At 61.5% G+C, this 16904-nt stretch carries 17 protein-coding genes; 3 read left to right on the forward strand and 14 right to left on the reverse strand.

Annotated elements, in window-relative coordinates:
• Together OHL14_RS12060 and OHL14_RS12065 are read right to left on the reverse strand one after the other, a co-directional pair.
• A complete protein-coding gene (locus tag OHL14_RS12060) occupies positions 1-735 on the reverse strand; it encodes a hypothetical protein (protein ID WP_263379605.1) in 735 nt (244 codons plus the stop codon).
• Between the two features lie 43 nt (positions 736-778).
• Positions 779-1798 (reverse strand): zinc-dependent alcohol dehydrogenase family protein, encoded by a 1020-nt coding sequence (locus tag OHL14_RS12065; RefSeq protein ID WP_263379606.1) that lies wholly within the window; start codon positions 1796-1798, stop codon positions 779-781.
• A 48-nt stretch (positions 1799-1846) separates the two neighbouring features.
• On the opposite strand from OHL14_RS12065, the gene OHL14_RS12070 reads away from it, so the two are divergent.
• Positions 1847-2794, forward strand: a complete 948-nt coding sequence (locus tag OHL14_RS12070) for a Gfo/Idh/MocA family protein (protein ID WP_263379607.1) — start codon at positions 1847-1849, stop codon at positions 2792-2794.
• On the opposite strand, the gene OHL14_RS12075 is transcribed toward OHL14_RS12070, so the two are convergent.
• From OHL14_RS12075 to OHL14_RS12090, 4 genes are all read right to left on the reverse strand, one after another.
• Positions 2781-3329 carry a hypothetical protein gene (locus OHL14_RS12075; RefSeq protein WP_263379608.1) on the reverse strand — a complete coding sequence of 183 codons (549 nt, stop codon included), beginning with the start codon at positions 3327-3329 and terminating at the stop codon, positions 2781-2783. The two genes, OHL14_RS12070 and OHL14_RS12075, sit on opposite strands and share 14 nt — an antisense overlap.
• Before the next feature lie 102 nt (positions 3330-3431).
• Positions 3432-4457 carry a ketol-acid reductoisomerase gene (gene ilvC, locus OHL14_RS12080; RefSeq protein WP_263379609.1) on the reverse strand — a complete coding sequence of 342 codons (1026 nt, stop codon included), beginning with the start codon at positions 4455-4457 and terminating at the stop codon, positions 3432-3434.
• A gap of 118 nt (positions 4458-4575) precedes the next feature.
• Positions 4576-5199 (reverse strand): acetolactate synthase small subunit, encoded by a 624-nt coding sequence (gene ilvN, locus OHL14_RS12085; RefSeq protein WP_263379610.1) that lies wholly within the window; start codon positions 5197-5199, stop codon positions 4576-4578.
• 27 nt (positions 5200-5226) lie between these two features.
• Positions 5227-5733: a hypothetical protein gene (locus OHL14_RS12090; protein WP_263379611.1), complete on the reverse strand. Its 507-nt coding sequence runs from the start codon at positions 5731-5733 to the stop codon at positions 5227-5229.
• A 126-nt stretch (positions 5734-5859) separates the two neighbouring features.
• Here OHL14_RS12090 and tnpA point away from each other — a divergent pair, with 126 nt between their 5' ends.
• A complete protein-coding gene (gene tnpA / locus OHL14_RS12095) occupies positions 5860-6312 on the forward strand; it encodes an IS200/IS605 family transposase (protein WP_263379612.1) in 453 nt (150 codons plus the stop codon).
• 173 nt (positions 6313-6485) lie between these two features.
• Here the strand turns inward: tnpA and ilvB are convergent, their stop codons facing one another.
• The 8 genes from ilvB to OHL14_RS12135 all read right to left on the reverse strand — a co-directional run bounded on the left by ilvB (position 6486) and on the right by OHL14_RS12135 (position 15775).
• Positions 6486-8288: a biosynthetic-type acetolactate synthase large subunit gene (gene ilvB, locus OHL14_RS12100; RefSeq protein ID WP_263379613.1), complete on the reverse strand. Its 1803-nt coding sequence runs from the start codon at positions 8286-8288 to the stop codon at positions 6486-6488.
• A 4-nt stretch (positions 8289-8292) separates the two neighbouring features.
• On the reverse strand, positions 8293-8631 hold the full coding sequence (locus tag OHL14_RS12105) for a hypothetical protein (RefSeq protein ID WP_263379614.1): 339 nt from the start codon (positions 8629-8631) through the stop codon (positions 8293-8295).
• Positions 8632-8673: 42 nt separating this feature from the next.
• Positions 8674-10395: a dihydroxy-acid dehydratase gene (ilvD, locus tag OHL14_RS12110; RefSeq protein ID WP_263380277.1), complete on the reverse strand. Its 1722-nt coding sequence runs from the start codon at positions 10393-10395 to the stop codon at positions 8674-8676.
• Positions 10396-10475: 80 nt separating this feature from the next.
• Positions 10476-11108 (reverse strand): 3-isopropylmalate dehydratase small subunit, encoded by a 633-nt coding sequence (gene leuD, locus OHL14_RS12115; protein ID WP_263379615.1) that lies wholly within the window; start codon positions 11106-11108, stop codon positions 10476-10478.
• A gap of 72 nt (positions 11109-11180) precedes the next feature.
• Positions 11181-12599 (reverse strand): 3-isopropylmalate dehydratase large subunit, encoded by a 1419-nt coding sequence (leuC, locus tag OHL14_RS12120; RefSeq protein ID WP_263379616.1) that lies wholly within the window; start codon positions 12597-12599, stop codon positions 11181-11183.
• Positions 12600-12603: 4 nt separating this feature from the next.
• Complete coding sequence (locus OHL14_RS12125) at positions 12604-13347, reverse strand: hypothetical protein (RefSeq protein WP_263379617.1); 744 nt, start codon at positions 13345-13347, stop codon at positions 12604-12606.
• A gap of 120 nt (positions 13348-13467) precedes the next feature.
• On the reverse strand, positions 13468-14571 hold the full coding sequence (leuB, locus tag OHL14_RS12130; protein WP_263379618.1) for a 3-isopropylmalate dehydrogenase: 1104 nt from the start codon (positions 14569-14571) through the stop codon (positions 13468-13470).
• A gap of 34 nt (positions 14572-14605) precedes the next feature.
• Positions 14606-15775 (reverse strand): 2-isopropylmalate synthase, encoded by a 1170-nt coding sequence (locus OHL14_RS12135; protein WP_263379619.1) that lies wholly within the window; start codon positions 15773-15775, stop codon positions 14606-14608.
• A 131-nt stretch (positions 15776-15906) separates the two neighbouring features.
• Between OHL14_RS12135 and OHL14_RS12140 the strand changes: the two genes are divergently transcribed.
• Complete coding sequence (locus OHL14_RS12140; protein WP_263379620.1) at positions 15907-16824, forward strand: LysR family transcriptional regulator; 918 nt, start codon at positions 15907-15909, stop codon at positions 16822-16824.
• The last annotated feature ends 80 nt before the right edge of the window (positions 16825-16904 follow it).

Below are 16904 nucleotides of genomic sequence, written 5' to 3' on the forward strand. Positions count from 1 at the left end.
TCAGGGTACGGTGGATAGGGTGCGCGTGATCTTGCCGGTCGCGTCAAGGAATTGGATGCGCGGAGTGTTGTCGGCTGCTACGAAGAGTTTGAGACGAGGGTGACCGGTGGCGTCGCTGAGAGTAAGGCCTACAGAGTTGTCGCGGGAACGGTCGAGTGCGATGCGCTGGTGCGCCGGTGGGTACTTCTTCTGCAGGGCCGAGAGTTGAGCCGTGCGCGCTGGTCCTTCGGGCATCGACTTTGCCGTGGTGTAGTCGGCCATCATCTGTGGCGTGATGGGAAAGTCGGGGACGTCGCTCATGTGAATGCCAGTGAAGCGGTGGCCGTCTTCAAGGGAGGATTCGAGGTTGAGGGTCTGGTCCTGCTCGTATTGATCGAAGCTGAGGTGGGAGAAGCTCATCGGCTTGCCGTCTTTGGAGAGACCACCCCAGATGAAACCGCCGTCTTCGGTGCCTTCGTCGTTCATCATGAGCAGACCGGCGGAGTCGCTGCGGTCCGGTCGCGCGAACTCCTTGCCGTGGTAGAAGCTGCCGGGGTAATCGGTGCGGTTGGAGAGGATGAGGCGCTCGGTGCCGTCGGGTTCGACGAGGTCGATGCGATGCGCGCGGATGCGATCGAAGTCGGTGACGCGGGAGGCTCCCTGCACGGGGTGGACGAAGCCGAAGTAGACGGTGAGCATGAAGGCGACGGTGACGACGGCGGAATAGGCAATGAGGAACCGCAGGCTGATCTTCATGAGCAACACCATACACCGTGTCGATCAGCCTGCGGCATCAGGGCTAGTCTTTAAGGCTGAGCACGACCTTGCCGAAGTGACTGCCGCTTTGCAGGTGCTTGAACGCGGCTTTGGCTTCGGAGAGAGGGAAGGTGCGGTCGATGACGGGCTTGAGCCTGGCATGCTCGAAGGCGGCGTTCATGCGGGTGAACATGGCACTGCTGCCGACGTAGACTCCGTTGAGGAAGATGGATTTGCCGAGGATGGGGCGCACGTCGACGCCGGCGCCGGGGTCGGAGAGGACGCCGATGAGATGCACGTGGCCGCTGGGACGCACAGCCTTGAGCGAACGTGGCAGCGTGCCTGCGCCGCCAACCTCGACGACGTGATCGACGCCGCGCTTGCCTGTCAGGTTGAAGACCTCGGTGTCCCAGTCGGGGGTGGTGCGGTAGTTGATGGTGTCGTCGGCGCCGAGGGCGCGGGCTCTTTGGAGCTTCTCGTCGGAGGAACTGGTGACGATGACACGTGCGCCGTGTAGCTTTGCAATTTGCAGCGCGAAGAGACTGACGCCGCCGGTGCCGAGGATGAGCACCGTCTGTCCTGCGATGAGGTGGCCCTTCTCTATGAGAGCGTTCCAAGCGGTGAGTGCCGCGCAGGGGAGCGTTGCCGCCTCTTCGTGCGAGAGATAGTCCGGCGCGTGGATGAGACCGTCCTCTGGAAAGAGCTTTGCTGTGGCAAAGGTGCCATCGATGGGACCGCCGAGAGCGGACTTGCCCGTGGCGGCAGAGAACTCGCCATCGAGCCAGTCCTGAAAGAACAGGCTGGCTACATGATCGCCGGGCTTGAAGCGCGTGACGTCGTTGCCGACGGCTGTGACGATTCCGGCTGCGTCAGAGCCGAGGATGCGGGGCATCTCCAGCTTGGGGTTGTAGGTGCCTAGCGTGACCATCAGGTCTCGATAGTTGAGCGAGGCCGCGTGGAGGTCGACGACGACCTCATCGGGGCCGGGCGCGGCGAGTTCGCTGCTGGTGAGCGTGATGTTATCGAGACCGAACGCGGTGAGGGTGAGGGCTTTCGATTGCATGAAGACTCCTGTCACCGAGTGAGATGCTGGCGGCGTATGCTGGGACGCATGCATTTGAACTGGCTGGTTATCGGCATTGGAGATATTACGCGGCGGCGGGTGATCCCGGCGATTGAGAAGGATTCGCGAAGTGCGTTGCGCGGGCTTGTGACGCGCGACGCGAGCAAGGCTGAGGCTTACGGCGGAGTGGCTGCCTGGGCTACGCTCGACGCGGCCCTGGCGAACGACGAGGGCATTGATGCTGTGTATGTGGCATCGCCGGTGGCGTTCCATGCGGAACAGACGATCACGGCTCTGAAGGCTGGCAAGCATGTGCTGTGCGAGAAGCCGATGGCGATGAACTATGCGCAGGCAGAGGCGATGGTGGATGCTGCGAAGAGCTCAGGCAAGGTGTTCGGTGTGGCCTACTATCGGCGGCTGTATCCGAAGCTGATGCGAGCGAAGGAGTTGATCGCGAGCGGAGCTATCGGTAAGCCGGTGTTCGTCGAGGGGATCTATCACGGCTGGCTGGAGAGCGAGGAGCGTGGCTGGCTGCGCGATCCTGCGATGGCTGGCGGTGGCCCGCTGTATGACGTGGCTTCGCATCGCATCGATGCGTGCAATTTTTTGTTTGGGGAGCCTAAACGGGCGGTTGGGCTGCGGTCGAATGCGTTGCATGAGTTGAAGGTGGAGGACTCTGCGACGGTTTTGATCGGCTATGCGGGCGGCGTACATGGCGTGGTGGATGCGCGGTGGAACTCGCGTGTAAGCCGCGATGAGTTTCGTGTGGTGGGCACAGAAGGTGCGCTGGAATTGACACCGCTGAACGGGCCTGAGATTCGCTGGCCGGGTGGTTCGGAGTCGCTGCCGTTACCGGAGAACACGCATAGGCCGCTGATCGAGAACTTTGTGGCAGCGGTGCTGGATGGAGCGCTACTGGCGTGTCCGGGGAGTGAGGCGATGGGGACGGACTGGGTGACGGAGCAGGTGATGCGCAGGTCGCCTACAGGTTCGTAGCGAGCGGCTGATAGCGAACGAGGAGTCTTGGGCCAGTGGCCGAGGTGGAACGCTGAAGCTCGACCGTCTGATTTTCGCCGCGCCAGCTAACGATGCAAAACGGCGAGGCGTTGGTGGGCTGCGAGTCGCAGACGCTGGAGCGATACAGAGGCGCACCGTAGCGGCCGGAGAGGGCCCCGGTGAGTCTTTCGGCGGAGAAGGTTGAAAGGGTCTCGGGATCGGCGTGTACGCCCCAGTCGCCGCGCATGCCTGCTACGTCGAGACTCAGCGTGACATCGCTGAGGTGGCTGTTGGTGTCGAAGTGAACGCTGACCACCATAGGCAGTGCCTGCGTGAGTCCTGGTAGCCAGAGTGAATAGTCGGTGTCGCTGCGCAGTGTGCCGTCCTGCGAGGTGGTGACGGTGATGTTCTGCTGAGAAAGCGCGTCGCGCGCGCTATCGCGGGTCTGGCCGAAGTGAAGGCCACCCCAGGTGTTCTGCGCGCGCAGGGTGGTCGCGAGGAGCGCGAAGGTCAGGATTAAGAGGATGCGGCGCATTTGGAAGGCCTCGAAAAGTTCTGATAGCTGTATTGGATGCTTAAACGTCGGACGCGCGCGCTGACGAGGTGTCAACGCGCGCGTCCTATTTTTGTGTTGCGGTTACGCCTTGACGACGTGGCCATCGACGATCTTGAGCGGATCGAGGAAGGGCATCGCTGCGCGGAGGTCTGCGCCGACCTTCTCGATCGGGTGAGCGGCTTCGGCCTTGCGATAGGCGTTGAGCTCGTGGCGACCGGTCTCGTTCTCGTTGATGAACTTCTTGGCGAAGCTGCCGTCCTGGATGTTCGAGAGCAGCTGCTTCATGGCCTTCTTGGTATCAGCGGTGACGATGGGCTTCTGTGCCTCGTAGCCGCCCCACTCTGCCGTGTCGGAGATGGAGTAGTTCATGTACTCCAGGCCGCCGCGGTACATCAGGTCGACGATGAGCTTGAGCTCGTGGAGGACTTCGAAGTAGGCGAGCTCAGGCTGGTAGCCAGCCTCGGTGAGAACCTCAAAACCGCACTTGACGAGGGCTGCAGCGCCGCCGCAGAGAACTGCCTGCTCGCCGAAGAGGTCGGTCTCGGTCTCTTCGGTGAAGGTGGTCTCAAGCACGCCGGCTCGGGTGCAGCCGATGCCCTTGGCGTAGCTGAGAGCGAGTGCGAGCGCGTTGCCGCTGGCATCCTGCTCAACAGCGACGAGGCCCGGGACGCCGCCGCCTTCGGTGAAGACCTCACGCACACGATGACCTGGGGACTTCGGCGCGACGAGCGAGACGTCTGCGGTGGCAGGCGGAGTGATGGTGCGGAAGCGGATGTTGAAGCCATGCGCGAACATGAGCGTGACGTTCGGCTTCATGTTCGGAGCGATCTCATCGTGATAGACCTTCGCCGCGGTCTGGTCTGGCGTGAGGTTCATGATGACGTCGGCCCATGCGGAGACCTCGGCAACGGAGCCGACGACGAGGCCAGCGAGCTCAGCCTTCTTGGCGTTGGGCGAGCCAGCGCGGAGACCTACGCGAACGTCCACGCCGGAGTCCTTGAGGTTGAGCGCGTGGGCGTGGCCCTGCGAGCCGTAGCCGATGATGGCAACTTTCTTTGCCTGGATAAGGGAGAGGTCTGCGTCGGAGTCGTGGTATGTCTTTGCCATGATGGTTTTCTCTTTCGTCTGGTTGATGAAGTCGGTGAAGGTTGAAGGCGGTGCCAATCCAAACGAGAAGCGGATTCTTCGCTGCGCTCAGAATGACAATGCAAAAGTGGTGTAAAGCTTAGTCGTCGAACTCGTTGGGAAGTGTCTCTTCGGGGTCGAGCGCGTCGGGGTCGAGGGTGGGAAAGTGTGCGGGATGCAGGCCGCCGGGCGTGGTGCCTAGGGCCTTGAGGACGCGGTTGGTGTGATGGCCGCGGCGCATGGCCATGCGACCGGTGCGAGAGACTTCGAGGATGTGATAGTTGGATTCGCGAAGGACCTGGATGAGGCCTTCGATCTTGCTGGCGGAGCCGGTCATTTCGAGCATGATGGACTCGGGTGCGAGATCGACGACGCGGGCGCGGAAGACTTGCGCGAGCTCGAATACCTGCGAGCGCGAGTGCAGACCGTGGGGCGAGTCTGGGCCTGCGGCAACCTTGATGAGGCAGAGTTCGCGGACGACGGCCTCGGAGCGGTTGACGTCGTCGACGTGGATGGTGGTTTCGAGCTTGTAGAGCGAGGCCTTGATGCGATGGCCTGCGTTCTCATGCGCCTCGCAGACGATGGTCATGCGCGAGGCGTCGGCCTGCTCGGATTCGCCGACCGTGAGCGAGACGATGTTGATGCTCAGGCGGCGGAAGAGCGAGGCGACGCGGGTGAGTACGCCGGGTTTGTCTTGAACGAGTGCAACGAAGGTATGGAGCATAAGACCTCAGGGATTAGAGAACAGGGATTAGGGATTCGAGGGCGCAATGTACGGTGCGTCTGGGTTCCAGAGATGGGTCTCGTGGTCTTCGTCTTTCAAAAGCGCGCCATCGTCGTGATCCTTGTTGGCGAAGCTACCGAGGATGTAGTCGCCGGAGGCGTGGTAGGCACCTCCGCAAGGAAGTGCGCCGCTGGTGTACTTCTCGCTCGCGCACTTGCTGCCGCGATAGATGTGGAACCACATGATCGGGTCGCGTTTGTCGACGGCGGTCTGATCGATGTGCAGCGCGGCGAAGGTGTGCGCATGTGCGGCGTCGCGAAGCTGCCAGATAATGGCTTTGATCTGATCGTCGGTCGCGTGTTCATCGGTGACGAGCGTGATGGAGTTGTCGGTCTGGTGGAAGATCTTGAAGGGTGGTGGTGCGATGGTGGGGCGTGAGGAGTAGGCGTCAATCTTTGCAATCTTGATCTGTGGATCAACCTTTGATGGTGCCGATTTGCAGCCAAGCGCACCACAAAATAGAGCAAGAGTCATGGCACTGACGACAGCGGCTGGCTGGAAGAGCGCCGGAGGCGAGACGATATACCAGCGTGGGGCAACGCCCCACGTGCGGTTACGTTTTGGTCCAGAGGGCCGGAGGTCCGATCTATAATTTTCGCCATGGCACGATCGCTGAGCTTTCTTCTTGTCCATGTTGTCTTCAGCACGAAGGACCGTGCTCCCGTTCTCGATGATGTTGTGCAACCCGATCTCTACGCTTATCTGGCCACGATTATCCGCAACAATGAAAGCGAGTGCCTTCGTGCTGGCGGTATTGCGGATCACGTCCATCTGGCCATTCGCTTGAATCGCACGGCGAATATTTCGGATCTGGTTGCGGAAATTAAATCGTCCTCGTCGAAATGGTTGAAGAGTCAATCGCCCAAACTGGCAAAGTTTGCGTGGCAACGCGGGTATGGTGCGTTTTCGGTAGGGCCGACCGATTTGAATGCGTTGATTCATTACATCGACAAGCAAGAGGCGCATCACGCGAAGCAAACTTTTCAGGGTGAGTTGCGCGTATTCCTGAAGAAGTATGGGATCGAATGTGAAGAACGCTACCTTTGGGATTGACGCTTGGATAGATCGGGCCTCTGGCCCTCTGGTGGCTGGGTCGGGCGTACGTCGGGCTTCGCCCGACGCTGGTATAGCGCGCGCCTCCGGCGCTTGGCACGGCACGGATGTGCTCTCGTAGATATTCTCCCCGCGATCATTTGTGCCATACTTTTGGTGCGCCTTACGCATGATTACGCGTCCTCCGCAGTCTCAAGCAACGGGTCATGCTTGGGCCGGCGCACCATCTCATGCAGCGCGGCACCGGGGGCGATCATCGGGTAGACGCCATCTTCCTTCTCGACGGAGAAGTTGATGAGGTGGGGCTTGCCGCTGGTGCGGGCTTTGGTGACGGTGGGGATGACGTCTGTGCGTTTGGAGACGTTGGAGCCTGCCATGCCGTGGGCTGCTGCGAGCATCACGAAATCGGGCGAGAGGATCGGCGAGGCGGAGTAGTTCTTGTCGTAGAAGGTTTCCTGCCACTGGCGCACCATGCCGAGGAAGCCGTTGTTGATGACGGCGATGTTGATCGCGAGGCCTTCCTGCTGGATGGTGGAGAGCTCGGAGGCGGTCATCTGGAAGCCGCCATCACCGGCAACGACCCACACGTCCTTTTCGGGGCAGGCGAACTTGGCGCCGATCGCTGCGGGCAGAGCGAAGCCCATGGTGCCGAGCCCGCCGGAGGTGACGAGCGAACGTGGCGACTCATGCTTGAAGTACTGCGCCTCCCACATCTGGTGCTGGCCTACGTCGGTGACGATGATCGTCTGTTCGAGACGGCCTGCGGCTTTGGCCTCCTGCCAGATGTCGTGGATGACGTGCGCGGCGTAGAGGTGGCCGTTGTCGGGGAGGTTGATGATGTCGCGCACAGCAGCGTTGCCCTTGCTGGCGTTGATCTCGCTGATCCATGAAGATTCGCGGGGATTCGATGATGCAGATCCCTCCGCTGCGCTGCGGTATGACAAAGGAGAGAGTTGTGGAAGGAGGACCTGGAGTACCTGCTTGAGGTCGCCGATCAGCGCAACGTCGACGCGGACGTTCTTGTTGATCTCGCTGGGGTCGATGTCGATGTGGATCTTCTTCGAACTCGGCGAATAGCTGGCGAGGTTGCCGGTGACGCGGTCATCGAAGCGCATACCGAGCGCGAGCAGCAGGTCGGCTTCCTGGATGGCGTTGTTGACCCACGATTCACCATGCATGCCCATCATGCCGAGTTGCAGCGGATGTGCGGCGGGGATGCAGCCGAGGCCGAGCAGCGTGGTGGCGATGGGTATTTGCAGCGACTCGGCGAGAGCGAGGACCTCGCGCTCGGCGCCGGACTCGACGATGCCGTGGCCTGCGAGGATGACGGGCTTCTTGGACTGCTTGATGAGCTCGATGGCTTCGCGCATCGATTGTGACGATGCCTTGAGCATCGGGTGCGGGCGCGCCGGTGCGGGAGCTGCGGCGTCGAAGTCGTAGACGGCTGTGGCCTGCTGCGCGTCCTTGGTGATGTCGACGAGCACGGGGCCGGGGCGACCCGATCTTGCAATTTGAAATGCCTCGCGAATGGTGGGGGCGATGTCTTCGGCGCGTGTGACGAGGAAGTTGTGCTTGGTCACGGGCAGCGTGATGCCGGTGATGTCAACCTCCTGAAACGCGTCGGAGCCGAGCACCTTCGATGAGACCTGGCCGGTGATGGCGACCATCGGGATCGAGTCGAGCATCGCCGTGGCGAGCCCGGTGACGAGGTTGGTGGCGCCGGGGCCGGAGGTTGCCATGCACACGCCGACCTTGCCTGATGCGCGGGCGTAGCCGTCGGCCATGTGGGACGCGCCCTGCTCGTGGCGGACGAGGATGTGATGGATGGTCGGGAACTTCCTCAGCGCGTCATAGATGGGCAGGATCGCGCCGCCGGGATAGCCGAAGACGGTGGTCGTGCCTTCGCCCGCGAGCGAGGCCCAGAGGATTTCGGCGCCGGTGAGCGTGGGGTGTTGGTTGTTGTTGGTAGATGTCATTGCATTACCGTCCTAAGTTGGTGTAAATCGATGTACCGTTGTTCCGAAAAATGTCGCATGCCACATAAATCATGAAAGCCAAGAAGAGTGCGCCCATAAAGCGTCCGAAGAGTACCGCGCTCGTATCAGAAACATTGCGACGCTTACCCCAAGCGATGTTTATGACTGTCTCTCTTGAACCAAATAGACAAGCTGCTCCGATGAAGCAAAATGTTATGAATGACAGTCCGCCCGCGAACGCCAGCAGAGGTTGGCTATTCTTCCAAATGAAAAGCGGAAAGAAAGAGAAGAAAGAAGCAGTGACCAGCGTGGTGAAAATTCTTGGTGCCGTTATATGTTTCATCTCTCCTCCTTCCTAATCTGCATCGCATGATCTTCGACCTACCTAGGCAGTCACAGCTCCTTGGCTGGCGCTGCTTACGGAGTTGGCGTACTTGAAGAAGACGCCACGTTTGTAGCGGAGTGCGGGAGCCTTGAAGTTCTTGAGGCGGGCGGCGATCTCTTCGTCGGGGACGTTGAGTGTGAGTTTGCGGCCGGGGATGTCGAAGGTGATGGTGTCGCCTTCGTGGACGGCGGCGATGGGGCCGCCTAGTTGCGCTTCGGGGGCGACGTGGCCGGCCATGAGGCCTCGGGTTGCGCCGGAGAAGCGGCCGTCGGTGAGCAGGGCGACGGAGTCGGAGAGCTCGGGGATGCCCTTGATGGCTGCGGTGACGGCGAGCATCTCGCGCATGCCGGGGCCGCCGCGCGGGCCTTCGTAGCGGATGACGCAGACGTCGCCCGGGTTGATCTTGCCGTCGTTCACGGCGGCGAAGCAGAGGTCTTCGCTATCGAAGACGCGCGCTGTGCCGGTGTGGTGCAGTCGCTCGTGGCCTGCGACCTTGACCACGCAACCTTCGGGCGCGAGGTTGCCCTTCAGGATGACGAGACCGCCGGTGGCCTTTAGCGGAGCGGACCACGGCAGGATCACGTCCTGGCCCTTGGTCTCGACGGCGGTGGTTGCTTCTTCGCGCAGCGTCTTGCCGCTGACGGTGGGCGTGTTGCCCTTGAGCAGGCCCTTTTCAACGAGACGCTGTGCGAGGAGGCGTGAGCCGCCGGCATCCTGGTAGTCCTTGGCGACGCGCTTGCCGCCGGGCTGCAGGTCGCAGATGAACGGGGTCTTTTCGCTGATGATGTCGAAGTCGTCCATGGTGAGCGGGATGTTGAGCTCGCTCGCGATGGCGATGAGATGCAGCACGGCGTTGGTGCTACCGCCCGAGGCGCAGACGGCGCTGATGGCGTCTTCGATGGACTCGCGTGTGAGGATCTGCGAAGGCTTGAGTCCGGCGCGCACGACGTCCATTACGAGCATGCCTGCCTGCTTCGAAGCAGCGTGCTTTTCCGCGGACATGGCAGGGACGCCGGTGATCTGGATGGGGGAGATGCCGAGGAACTCGCCTGCCATCGCCATGGTGTTGGCGGTGAACTGGCCGCCACAGGCGCCGGGACCGGGGCATGCGGTGGCTTCTGCTTCTTCAAGCTGAGCGTCGTCGATCTTGCCAGCGGCGTGAGCACCGATGGCCTCGAAGACCTGCTGGATGGTGATGTCGATGACCTTGCGGCCGTTGGGGTCGGGGGTCTTGCCGTCTTCAGCGACGTGCATGCGGCCGGGAGCGATGGAACCGCCGTAGAGCATGAGGCCGGGGATGTCGAGGCGGGCGAGCGCCATGACGGCGGCAGGCATGTTTTTATCGCAGCCGGCGATAACGACAAGGCCATCGAAGGAGTTGCCGCGCGCGACGAGTTCTATAGAGTCAGCGATCACTTCTCTGGAAACGAGCGAGGCCTTCATGCCCTGCGTGCCCATCGTGATGCCGTCGGAGATGGTGACGGTGTTGAACTCCATGGGCGTGCCGCCAGCGGCGCGGATGCCTTCCTTCACGGCCTCGGCTACATCGCGAAGGTGGTAGTTGCAGGGGCCGATCTCGGTCCAGGTGTTGGCGATGCCGATGATGGGCTTGTGCAGGTCTTCCTTGCTGAAGCCGACACCGCGCAGATAGCTGCGGGCCGCGGCGCGCGAGGGGCCTTCGGTGAGGGCGATGGAGTTTGTCTTGCCAGGTACGTTGCTCATGGTCGAACTAACCTCAGGGGCTAAAGCCCCAATCAATGTCTGGGTGATGGCACGGCTGAAGCCGTGCCCCTTCGATTTCGTCATGCTGCATACTTCGGAGCGGACCAGAACTCCTTGTTGTGGCGTTCTTCGTACGCATCGAGCTTGTCTTCGTGCAGCAGTGTGAGACCGATGTCGTCGAGACCGTTGAGCAGGCAGTGCTTGCGGAACGGGTCGATGTCGAAGTGCGCGCGGAAGCCCTGGTCGTCGGTGACGGTCTGGGCTTCAAGGTTGATGGTGATCTTGTGCTGCGGATTTGCGGTGCTGCGCTGCAGCAGGGTTTCGACATCGGCCTCGGAGAGGCGGACGAGGATGATGCCGTTCTTGCCTGCGTTCGAGAAGAAGATGTCGGCGAAGGTAGGTGCGATGACCGCTAGGAAGCCGTACTGGTTGATGGCCCAAGCCGCGTGCTCGCGAGAGCTGCCGCAGCCGAAGTTCTTTTCGGCGATGAGGATCTGCGAGCCCTTGTACTCGGGCTTGTTCAGCACGAAGTCGGGGTTGGTCGTGGTGTTGCCCTTGGCGTCGAAGGTGTAGCGCCAGTCGTAGAAGAGGAAGTCCTCGTAGCCAGTGCGCTCGATGCGCTTGAGGAACTGCTTCGGGATGATCTGGTCGGTGTCGATGTTCGGCAGCGGCAAGGGAACGGCGGTGCTGGTGAGTTCGTTGATCGGTGTCATATGAGTTCTCCGTTCTCAGTTGTCAGTGTTCCGTCAGCCTCCAACCGAGAACGGAGAACTGACAACGGACAACTACTTCTTCCAGTTGCGAACGTCGGTGAGGTGTCCGGTGATGGCGGCGGCTGCGGCCATCTCGGGCGAGAGCAGATGGGTGCGGCCGCCGCGGCCCTGCCGGCCTTCGAAGTTGCGGTTCGAGGTGGAAGCGCAGCGCTCGCCGGGAGCAAGGATGTCGGGGTTCATGCCGAGGCACATGGAGCAGCCGGGCTCGCGCCACTCGAAGCCTGCGGTCTTGAAGATCGCGTCGAGGCCTTCGGCTTCAGCCTGCTTCTTGACATGCTGCGAGCCGGGCACGACCATAGCGCGCACCGTTGTTGCAACATGGTGGCCGCTGACGATCTTCGCTGCGGCGCGGAGGTCTTCGATGCGGCCGTTAGTGCAGGAGCCAAGGAAGACCGCGTCGACGGTGATGTCTTCGACCTTGCTGCCAGGCTTCAGGTCCATGTACTCGTAGGCACGCTCGAAGCCCTTACGGTCGGCGTCGGACTTCGCGTCCGTGAGCATGGGCACTATGCCGTCAATGGTGGTGACCATGCCGGGAGAGGTGCCCCAGGTGACGGACGGAGCGAGCTTCGTGGCGTCGATGTTGAGCTCACGGTCGAAGATTGCCCCTTCGTCGGTGGGCAGCGAAGACCAGTGAGCGACGGCCTCGTCCCAAGCTGCGCCGGTTGGCGAGAAGCGGCGACCCTTGAGGTAGGCGAATGTCTTCTCATCGGGAGCGATCATGCCGGCGCGCGCGCCCGCTTCGATGCTCATGTTGCAGATGGTCATGCGGCCTTCCATGCTGAGCGCGCGGATGGCGGAGCCAGCGTATTCGACGACGAAGCCGGTGGCGCCATCTGTTCCAATCCGCCCGATGATGTCAAGGATGATGTCCTTCGCCGTGACACCGAAGGGAAGCTCGCCTTCGACGTTGATGCGGAAGGTCTTTGGCTTGGACTGAGGCAGCGTCTGTGTGGCCATCACGTGCTCGACCTCGCTGGTGCCGATGCCGAAGGCGAGAGCTCCGAAGGCCCCGTGTGTGCTGGTGTGCGAGTCGCCACAGACGATGGTCATGCCGGGTTTGGTCGCGCCGAGTTCAGGTCCGATCATGTGCACGATGCCCTGCTGGCTGTCTTCGGTATCGAAGAACTCGACGCCGAAGTCTGCGCAGTTCTTGCGCAACGCCTTGATCTGCGCGTCGGCGATCTGGTCGGCTATGACGAGGCGATCCTGCACGCTGGTGGTCGGGACATTGTGATCGACGGTGGCGATGTGGCGTTCGGGGTGACGCAGCTTGCGGCCTGCGAGGCGAAGGCCTTCGAAGGCTTGCGGGCTGGTGACCTCGTGCACGAGCTGCAGGTCGATGTAGAGGATCGTTGGTTCGCCAACGGGTTCAGCGACGAGGTGCTGATGCCAGACTTTTTCGAAGAGAGTGCGCGGGGATGTGCTCATAGTTTTAGTTGTCCGTAGGCTGCGGTGTAACAGTATCGGGTTGCGGAGCGAGGGTGTTGGCTCCGGCGAGTTCGGGATCGAGAGCGAAGGGTGCGCCGCTGGGCTCAACCAGCAGAGCGCGGGTAACGTGCGGAACTAAGCGGTGTGCAGCTGCGAGACGAGCGCTCCAGTCGGCGATGCTGGTTTTGAGCGCAAAGGGCAGCGACTTGGCGTCGATGTTCTTGTTGCTGTACAGCCAAAGCTCGTAACCTGCGCCGGGTTCGTTTGCAGCTGCACCCGCGGTGATCCAGTTGGTTGCGGCGAAGACTATCAGCGGATCGTGGCCCTGGGTGTCGATCCACAAGAGGCCAGCAGCGGAACAGAAGCTTGGTACGCAGCCGTCGATGGTGATGTAACGGTTGCTGCTGGAGGAGACGGCACCGTACTTCGTGATGAAGAGTGGGACGATGGTAGCAAGCGCCGGCGGATGGTTGGGATCGCTGCCCCACATCGCCTGCGGCTGCTTGAACTCGCGTGTCAGCAGCGACTGGAACCGGCCATTGACGCGAAGATCGTCGGCGCGCCCGATAGGCGCAGGCTTGGTGAACGGCCAGAGCCATTGCAGATCGTCGGTCGGCTGAGGACGCTGATGAGGTGTGTGTGTCGGCGGAGGAGATACGAGTTTGTCGGGACTGCTGACCTGCGCACTCGCCGCCGCTGCTGCGGGGATCAGCAGCAGAGCGGCGGCGAGTTGGAGAGTTGTACGCATGGTTAGGAGTTACGGTGATTCGAGAAGCAGATCCTTCGCTTGCACCCCAACGAACAAAGAACGTTCGCTGGGGACCCCGCCTGCGCTCAGAATGACAATGTCGAAGCGCAGAGATTGAAACTAGACAGCGTGCAGCGACTGCTGGCGATCGATGGATTCGGCGAGTGCGTTGTGTACGAGCTTGCCCATCTGCTGCGTGGTGACGTTGGCTGCGGTGTTGCCGCGAGCGATGTCGCTGGTGCGGTGGCCTTCTGCGAGCACCTTGGTGACTGCAGCTTCTACGGCTTTCGCTTCCTGCTCGAGATGGGCGGAGTGACGCAGGACCATCGCCGCGGTGAGGATCGCGCCGAGCGGGTTCGCCTTGCCCTGGCCTGCGATGTCTGGCGCTGAGCCGTGGACAGGCTCGAAGAGGTTGACCTTGCCGCCGATGGTGGCCGAAGGCAACATGCCGAGCGAGCCGCTGATGACGCCCGATTCGTCCGAGAGGATGTCGCCGAAGAGGTTTTCGGTGAGCACGACGTCGAAGTTGCGTGGCGTATTCATCAGGTGGATCGCCATCGAATCCACGAGCTGATGCTCGACGGTTACATCGGGGTACTGCGTCTTGATCTCGTCCACCGTGGCACGCCATAGCTGCGAGCATTCGAGCACGTTGGCCTTATCGACCTGCGTGAGCTTCTTGCGGCGCTTCTGTGCAAGCTGGAAGGCGATGTGCGCGACGCGCTCGACCTCGGATTTGCTGTAGCGCATGGTGTTGAATGCCTCGCCGGTCTGCTTGTTCCACTCGCGCGGCTGTCCGAAGTAGAGGCCACCGAGGAGTTCGCGCACGAAGAGGATGTCGACGCCCTTTGTGACCTCGGGACGCAGCGGAGAGTTCTCACTGAGCGCCTCAAACGCGAGGCAGGGACGCAGGTTGGCAAAGCCGCCGAGCTCCTGGCGGATCTGCAGCAGGCCCGCCTCGGGACGCTTGTCGGGCGTGAGCGAATTGAACTTGTTGTCGCCCACTGCGCCTAGCAGCACTGCGTCGGAGTCGAGGCAGGTGTCGATCGTGGACTGCGGCAGCGGCGTGCCATTTGCGGTGATGGCGACGCCACCGATCAGCGATTCGGTGAAGGTGAACTCGTGGCCACTAGCTTCGGCGACGACGTTGAGGATGTTGACAGCTTCACGTGTGACTTCGGGGCCGATGCCGTCACCGGCGAGGATTGCGATCTTGAGCTTCATAAGAGTCCAGTGATGAGTGGTTAGTGATAAGTGATTAGTTTGCTGCGACGGCTTCGGGCTTCAGTAGCGCGAGAATGTCCTGGTCGTAGATGTCTTTCTTGCGATCGGCGAGGTTAGTGAAGCGCTCGTAGAACGCGGCGATCTGTTCCTTGTTGAGATCGTGGCCCAGCTCCTTCAGGCGGTGCTGAATGGCGTGCTTGCCAGAGTGCTTGCCCAGCACGATGTGTTGACCGTGATAGCCGACCGAGGCTGGTGTGAGGATTTCGTACGTGAGCGGGTTTGCCAGCACGCCGTGCTGGTGAATCCCCGAGGCATGCGCGAAGGCGTTGGCTCCGACGATGGCTTTATTCGGAGCTGCTCCGAAGCTGATGTACCGGCTGAGCTCCTGGCTGGCAGGGAAGAGCTTCTCCATCACGATGGAGTTTGTGTAATCGAGCTTGTCCTTGCGCACCATCAGGATGGCGGCGATCTCTTCGAGCGCAGCGTTGCCGGCGCGTTCGCCGATGCCGTTGACAGAACACTCCACCTGACGAACGCCAGCCTGGATGGCGGCGATGCTGTTTGCGACGGCGAGGCCGAGGTCGTCATGGCAGTGCGCGGAGAGCACGACGCTCTCGATGCCGGGGACCTTCGCGAGTACGTTGCGGAACATCTCTGCGTAGTCGCTGGGCAGGCAGTAGCCGACGGTGTCGGGCAGGTTCAGCGTGGTGGCTCCGGCCTGGATGGCGACCTCGCAGACCTTCAGCAGGAAATCGGGGTCGGTACGGGTCGCGTCCTCGGGAGAGAACTCGATGTCTTCGCAGTAAGTCTTCGCGAGCGCGACCATCGCGGCGATCTGGTCGATGGCCTGCTCGCGCGTGATGCGGAGCTTGGCAGCGAGATGCAGGTCGCTGGTGGAAAGGAAGGTGTGGATGCGCGATTTTTCTGCCGGAGCAACGGCCTTCGCTGCTGCTTCGATGTCTTCATGCTTGCAGCGTGCGAGTGCAGTGATGCGCGGGCCCTTGACTGCTTTGGCGATGGACTGCACGGAATGAAAGTCGCCATCCGAGGCGATAGGAAAACCGGCCTCAAGGAGATCGACGCCAAGATCGGCGATGGTGTGGGCCATGCGCAGCTTTTCGTCGTGGTGCATGGTGCAGCCGGGGGACTGTTCGCCGTCGCGCAGTGTTGTGTCGAAGAAAAAGACCTTGTTGCTCTGGCTCATGAACGATTCTCTCCATCCGTACTGTTCTATGGACATAAGCATAACCCGCCCTTATGCTAAGTTCCAGATGTATATCGAATTCTAATGAAGGTATAGGCGTGTCACGTAGCTGACACAGAACGGATGGGGCGGTGGATCTGTTTCAACTGGAGACGTTTCTGGCCGTAGCGGAGGAGCGCAGCTTCTCGCGCGCGGCGGCGCGGCTGCACCGGACGCAGCCTGCTGTCAGCCAGGTGATTGCCAAGCTGGAGTCGGAGCTCGGTGAGACGCTGCTGGAACGGACGGCCGGGAATCTAACCGACGCCGGTGAGGTCCTCCGCGAATATGCCCAGAAGCTCTTGAACCTGCGCCGCGATGCCGAGGCGGCGCTGGTGGATCTGCGTTCGCTGCATATGGGGCGGCTGAGTATCGCGGCCAACGAATACACCTGTCTTTACCTGCTGCCGGTGCTGGATGCCTTCCGCAAGCAACATCCGCGGATCAAGGTGGCCGTGCAGCGCGCCTTGGCGAGCCGTATTTCGGATGAGGTGCTATCGCATTCGGTGGAGCTGGGTGTGGTGAGCTTTCGGCCTGAAGACGCGCAGGTGCGTTCGACGGTGGTCTATCGGGATGAGCTTGTTTGCATTACGGCTCCGACGCATCCGCTGGCGAAGGCTGGCAAGGCGACGATTACGAGGCTGGGCAGGGAGCCGTTCGTGGCACATAACGTCCCGTCCCCGCTTCGGCAGAAGGTGATTGCGACGTTCAAGCGGCATAAGACGCCGCTGCAGATGGAGGTGGAGCTGCCGTCGCTCGATGCGATCAAGCGGTTTGTGCAGCGCGGCAATGGTGTTGCTCTTGTGCCGCGGCTTACGGTTGAGAATGAGTTGGAGTCAGGGCTGCTGGTGGCGGTTTCCGTGCCTGAGCTGATGGTGGAACGTAAACTGCGGCTGGTCTATCGGCGGCAGGCGGCGCTGTCTCATGCAGCGAAGGCGTTCCTGAAGGTGGTGGAAGAGCACGCGGCCCAGCACGGCGATCCGTTTTGCTTTCAGGCAGAGCGGATTGAGTAGCGTGTAACCAAAAAACAGATGAAAGAAACCTCTGAAACCCGGGAACTGTTTGCCGGTGAAGCTCGTCTTTGAGAGTGCAG

It is taken from the genome of Granulicella paludicola (assembly GCF_025685545.1).
Lineage (GTDB): Bacteria > Acidobacteriota > Terriglobia > Terriglobales > Acidobacteriaceae > Granulicella > Granulicella paludicola.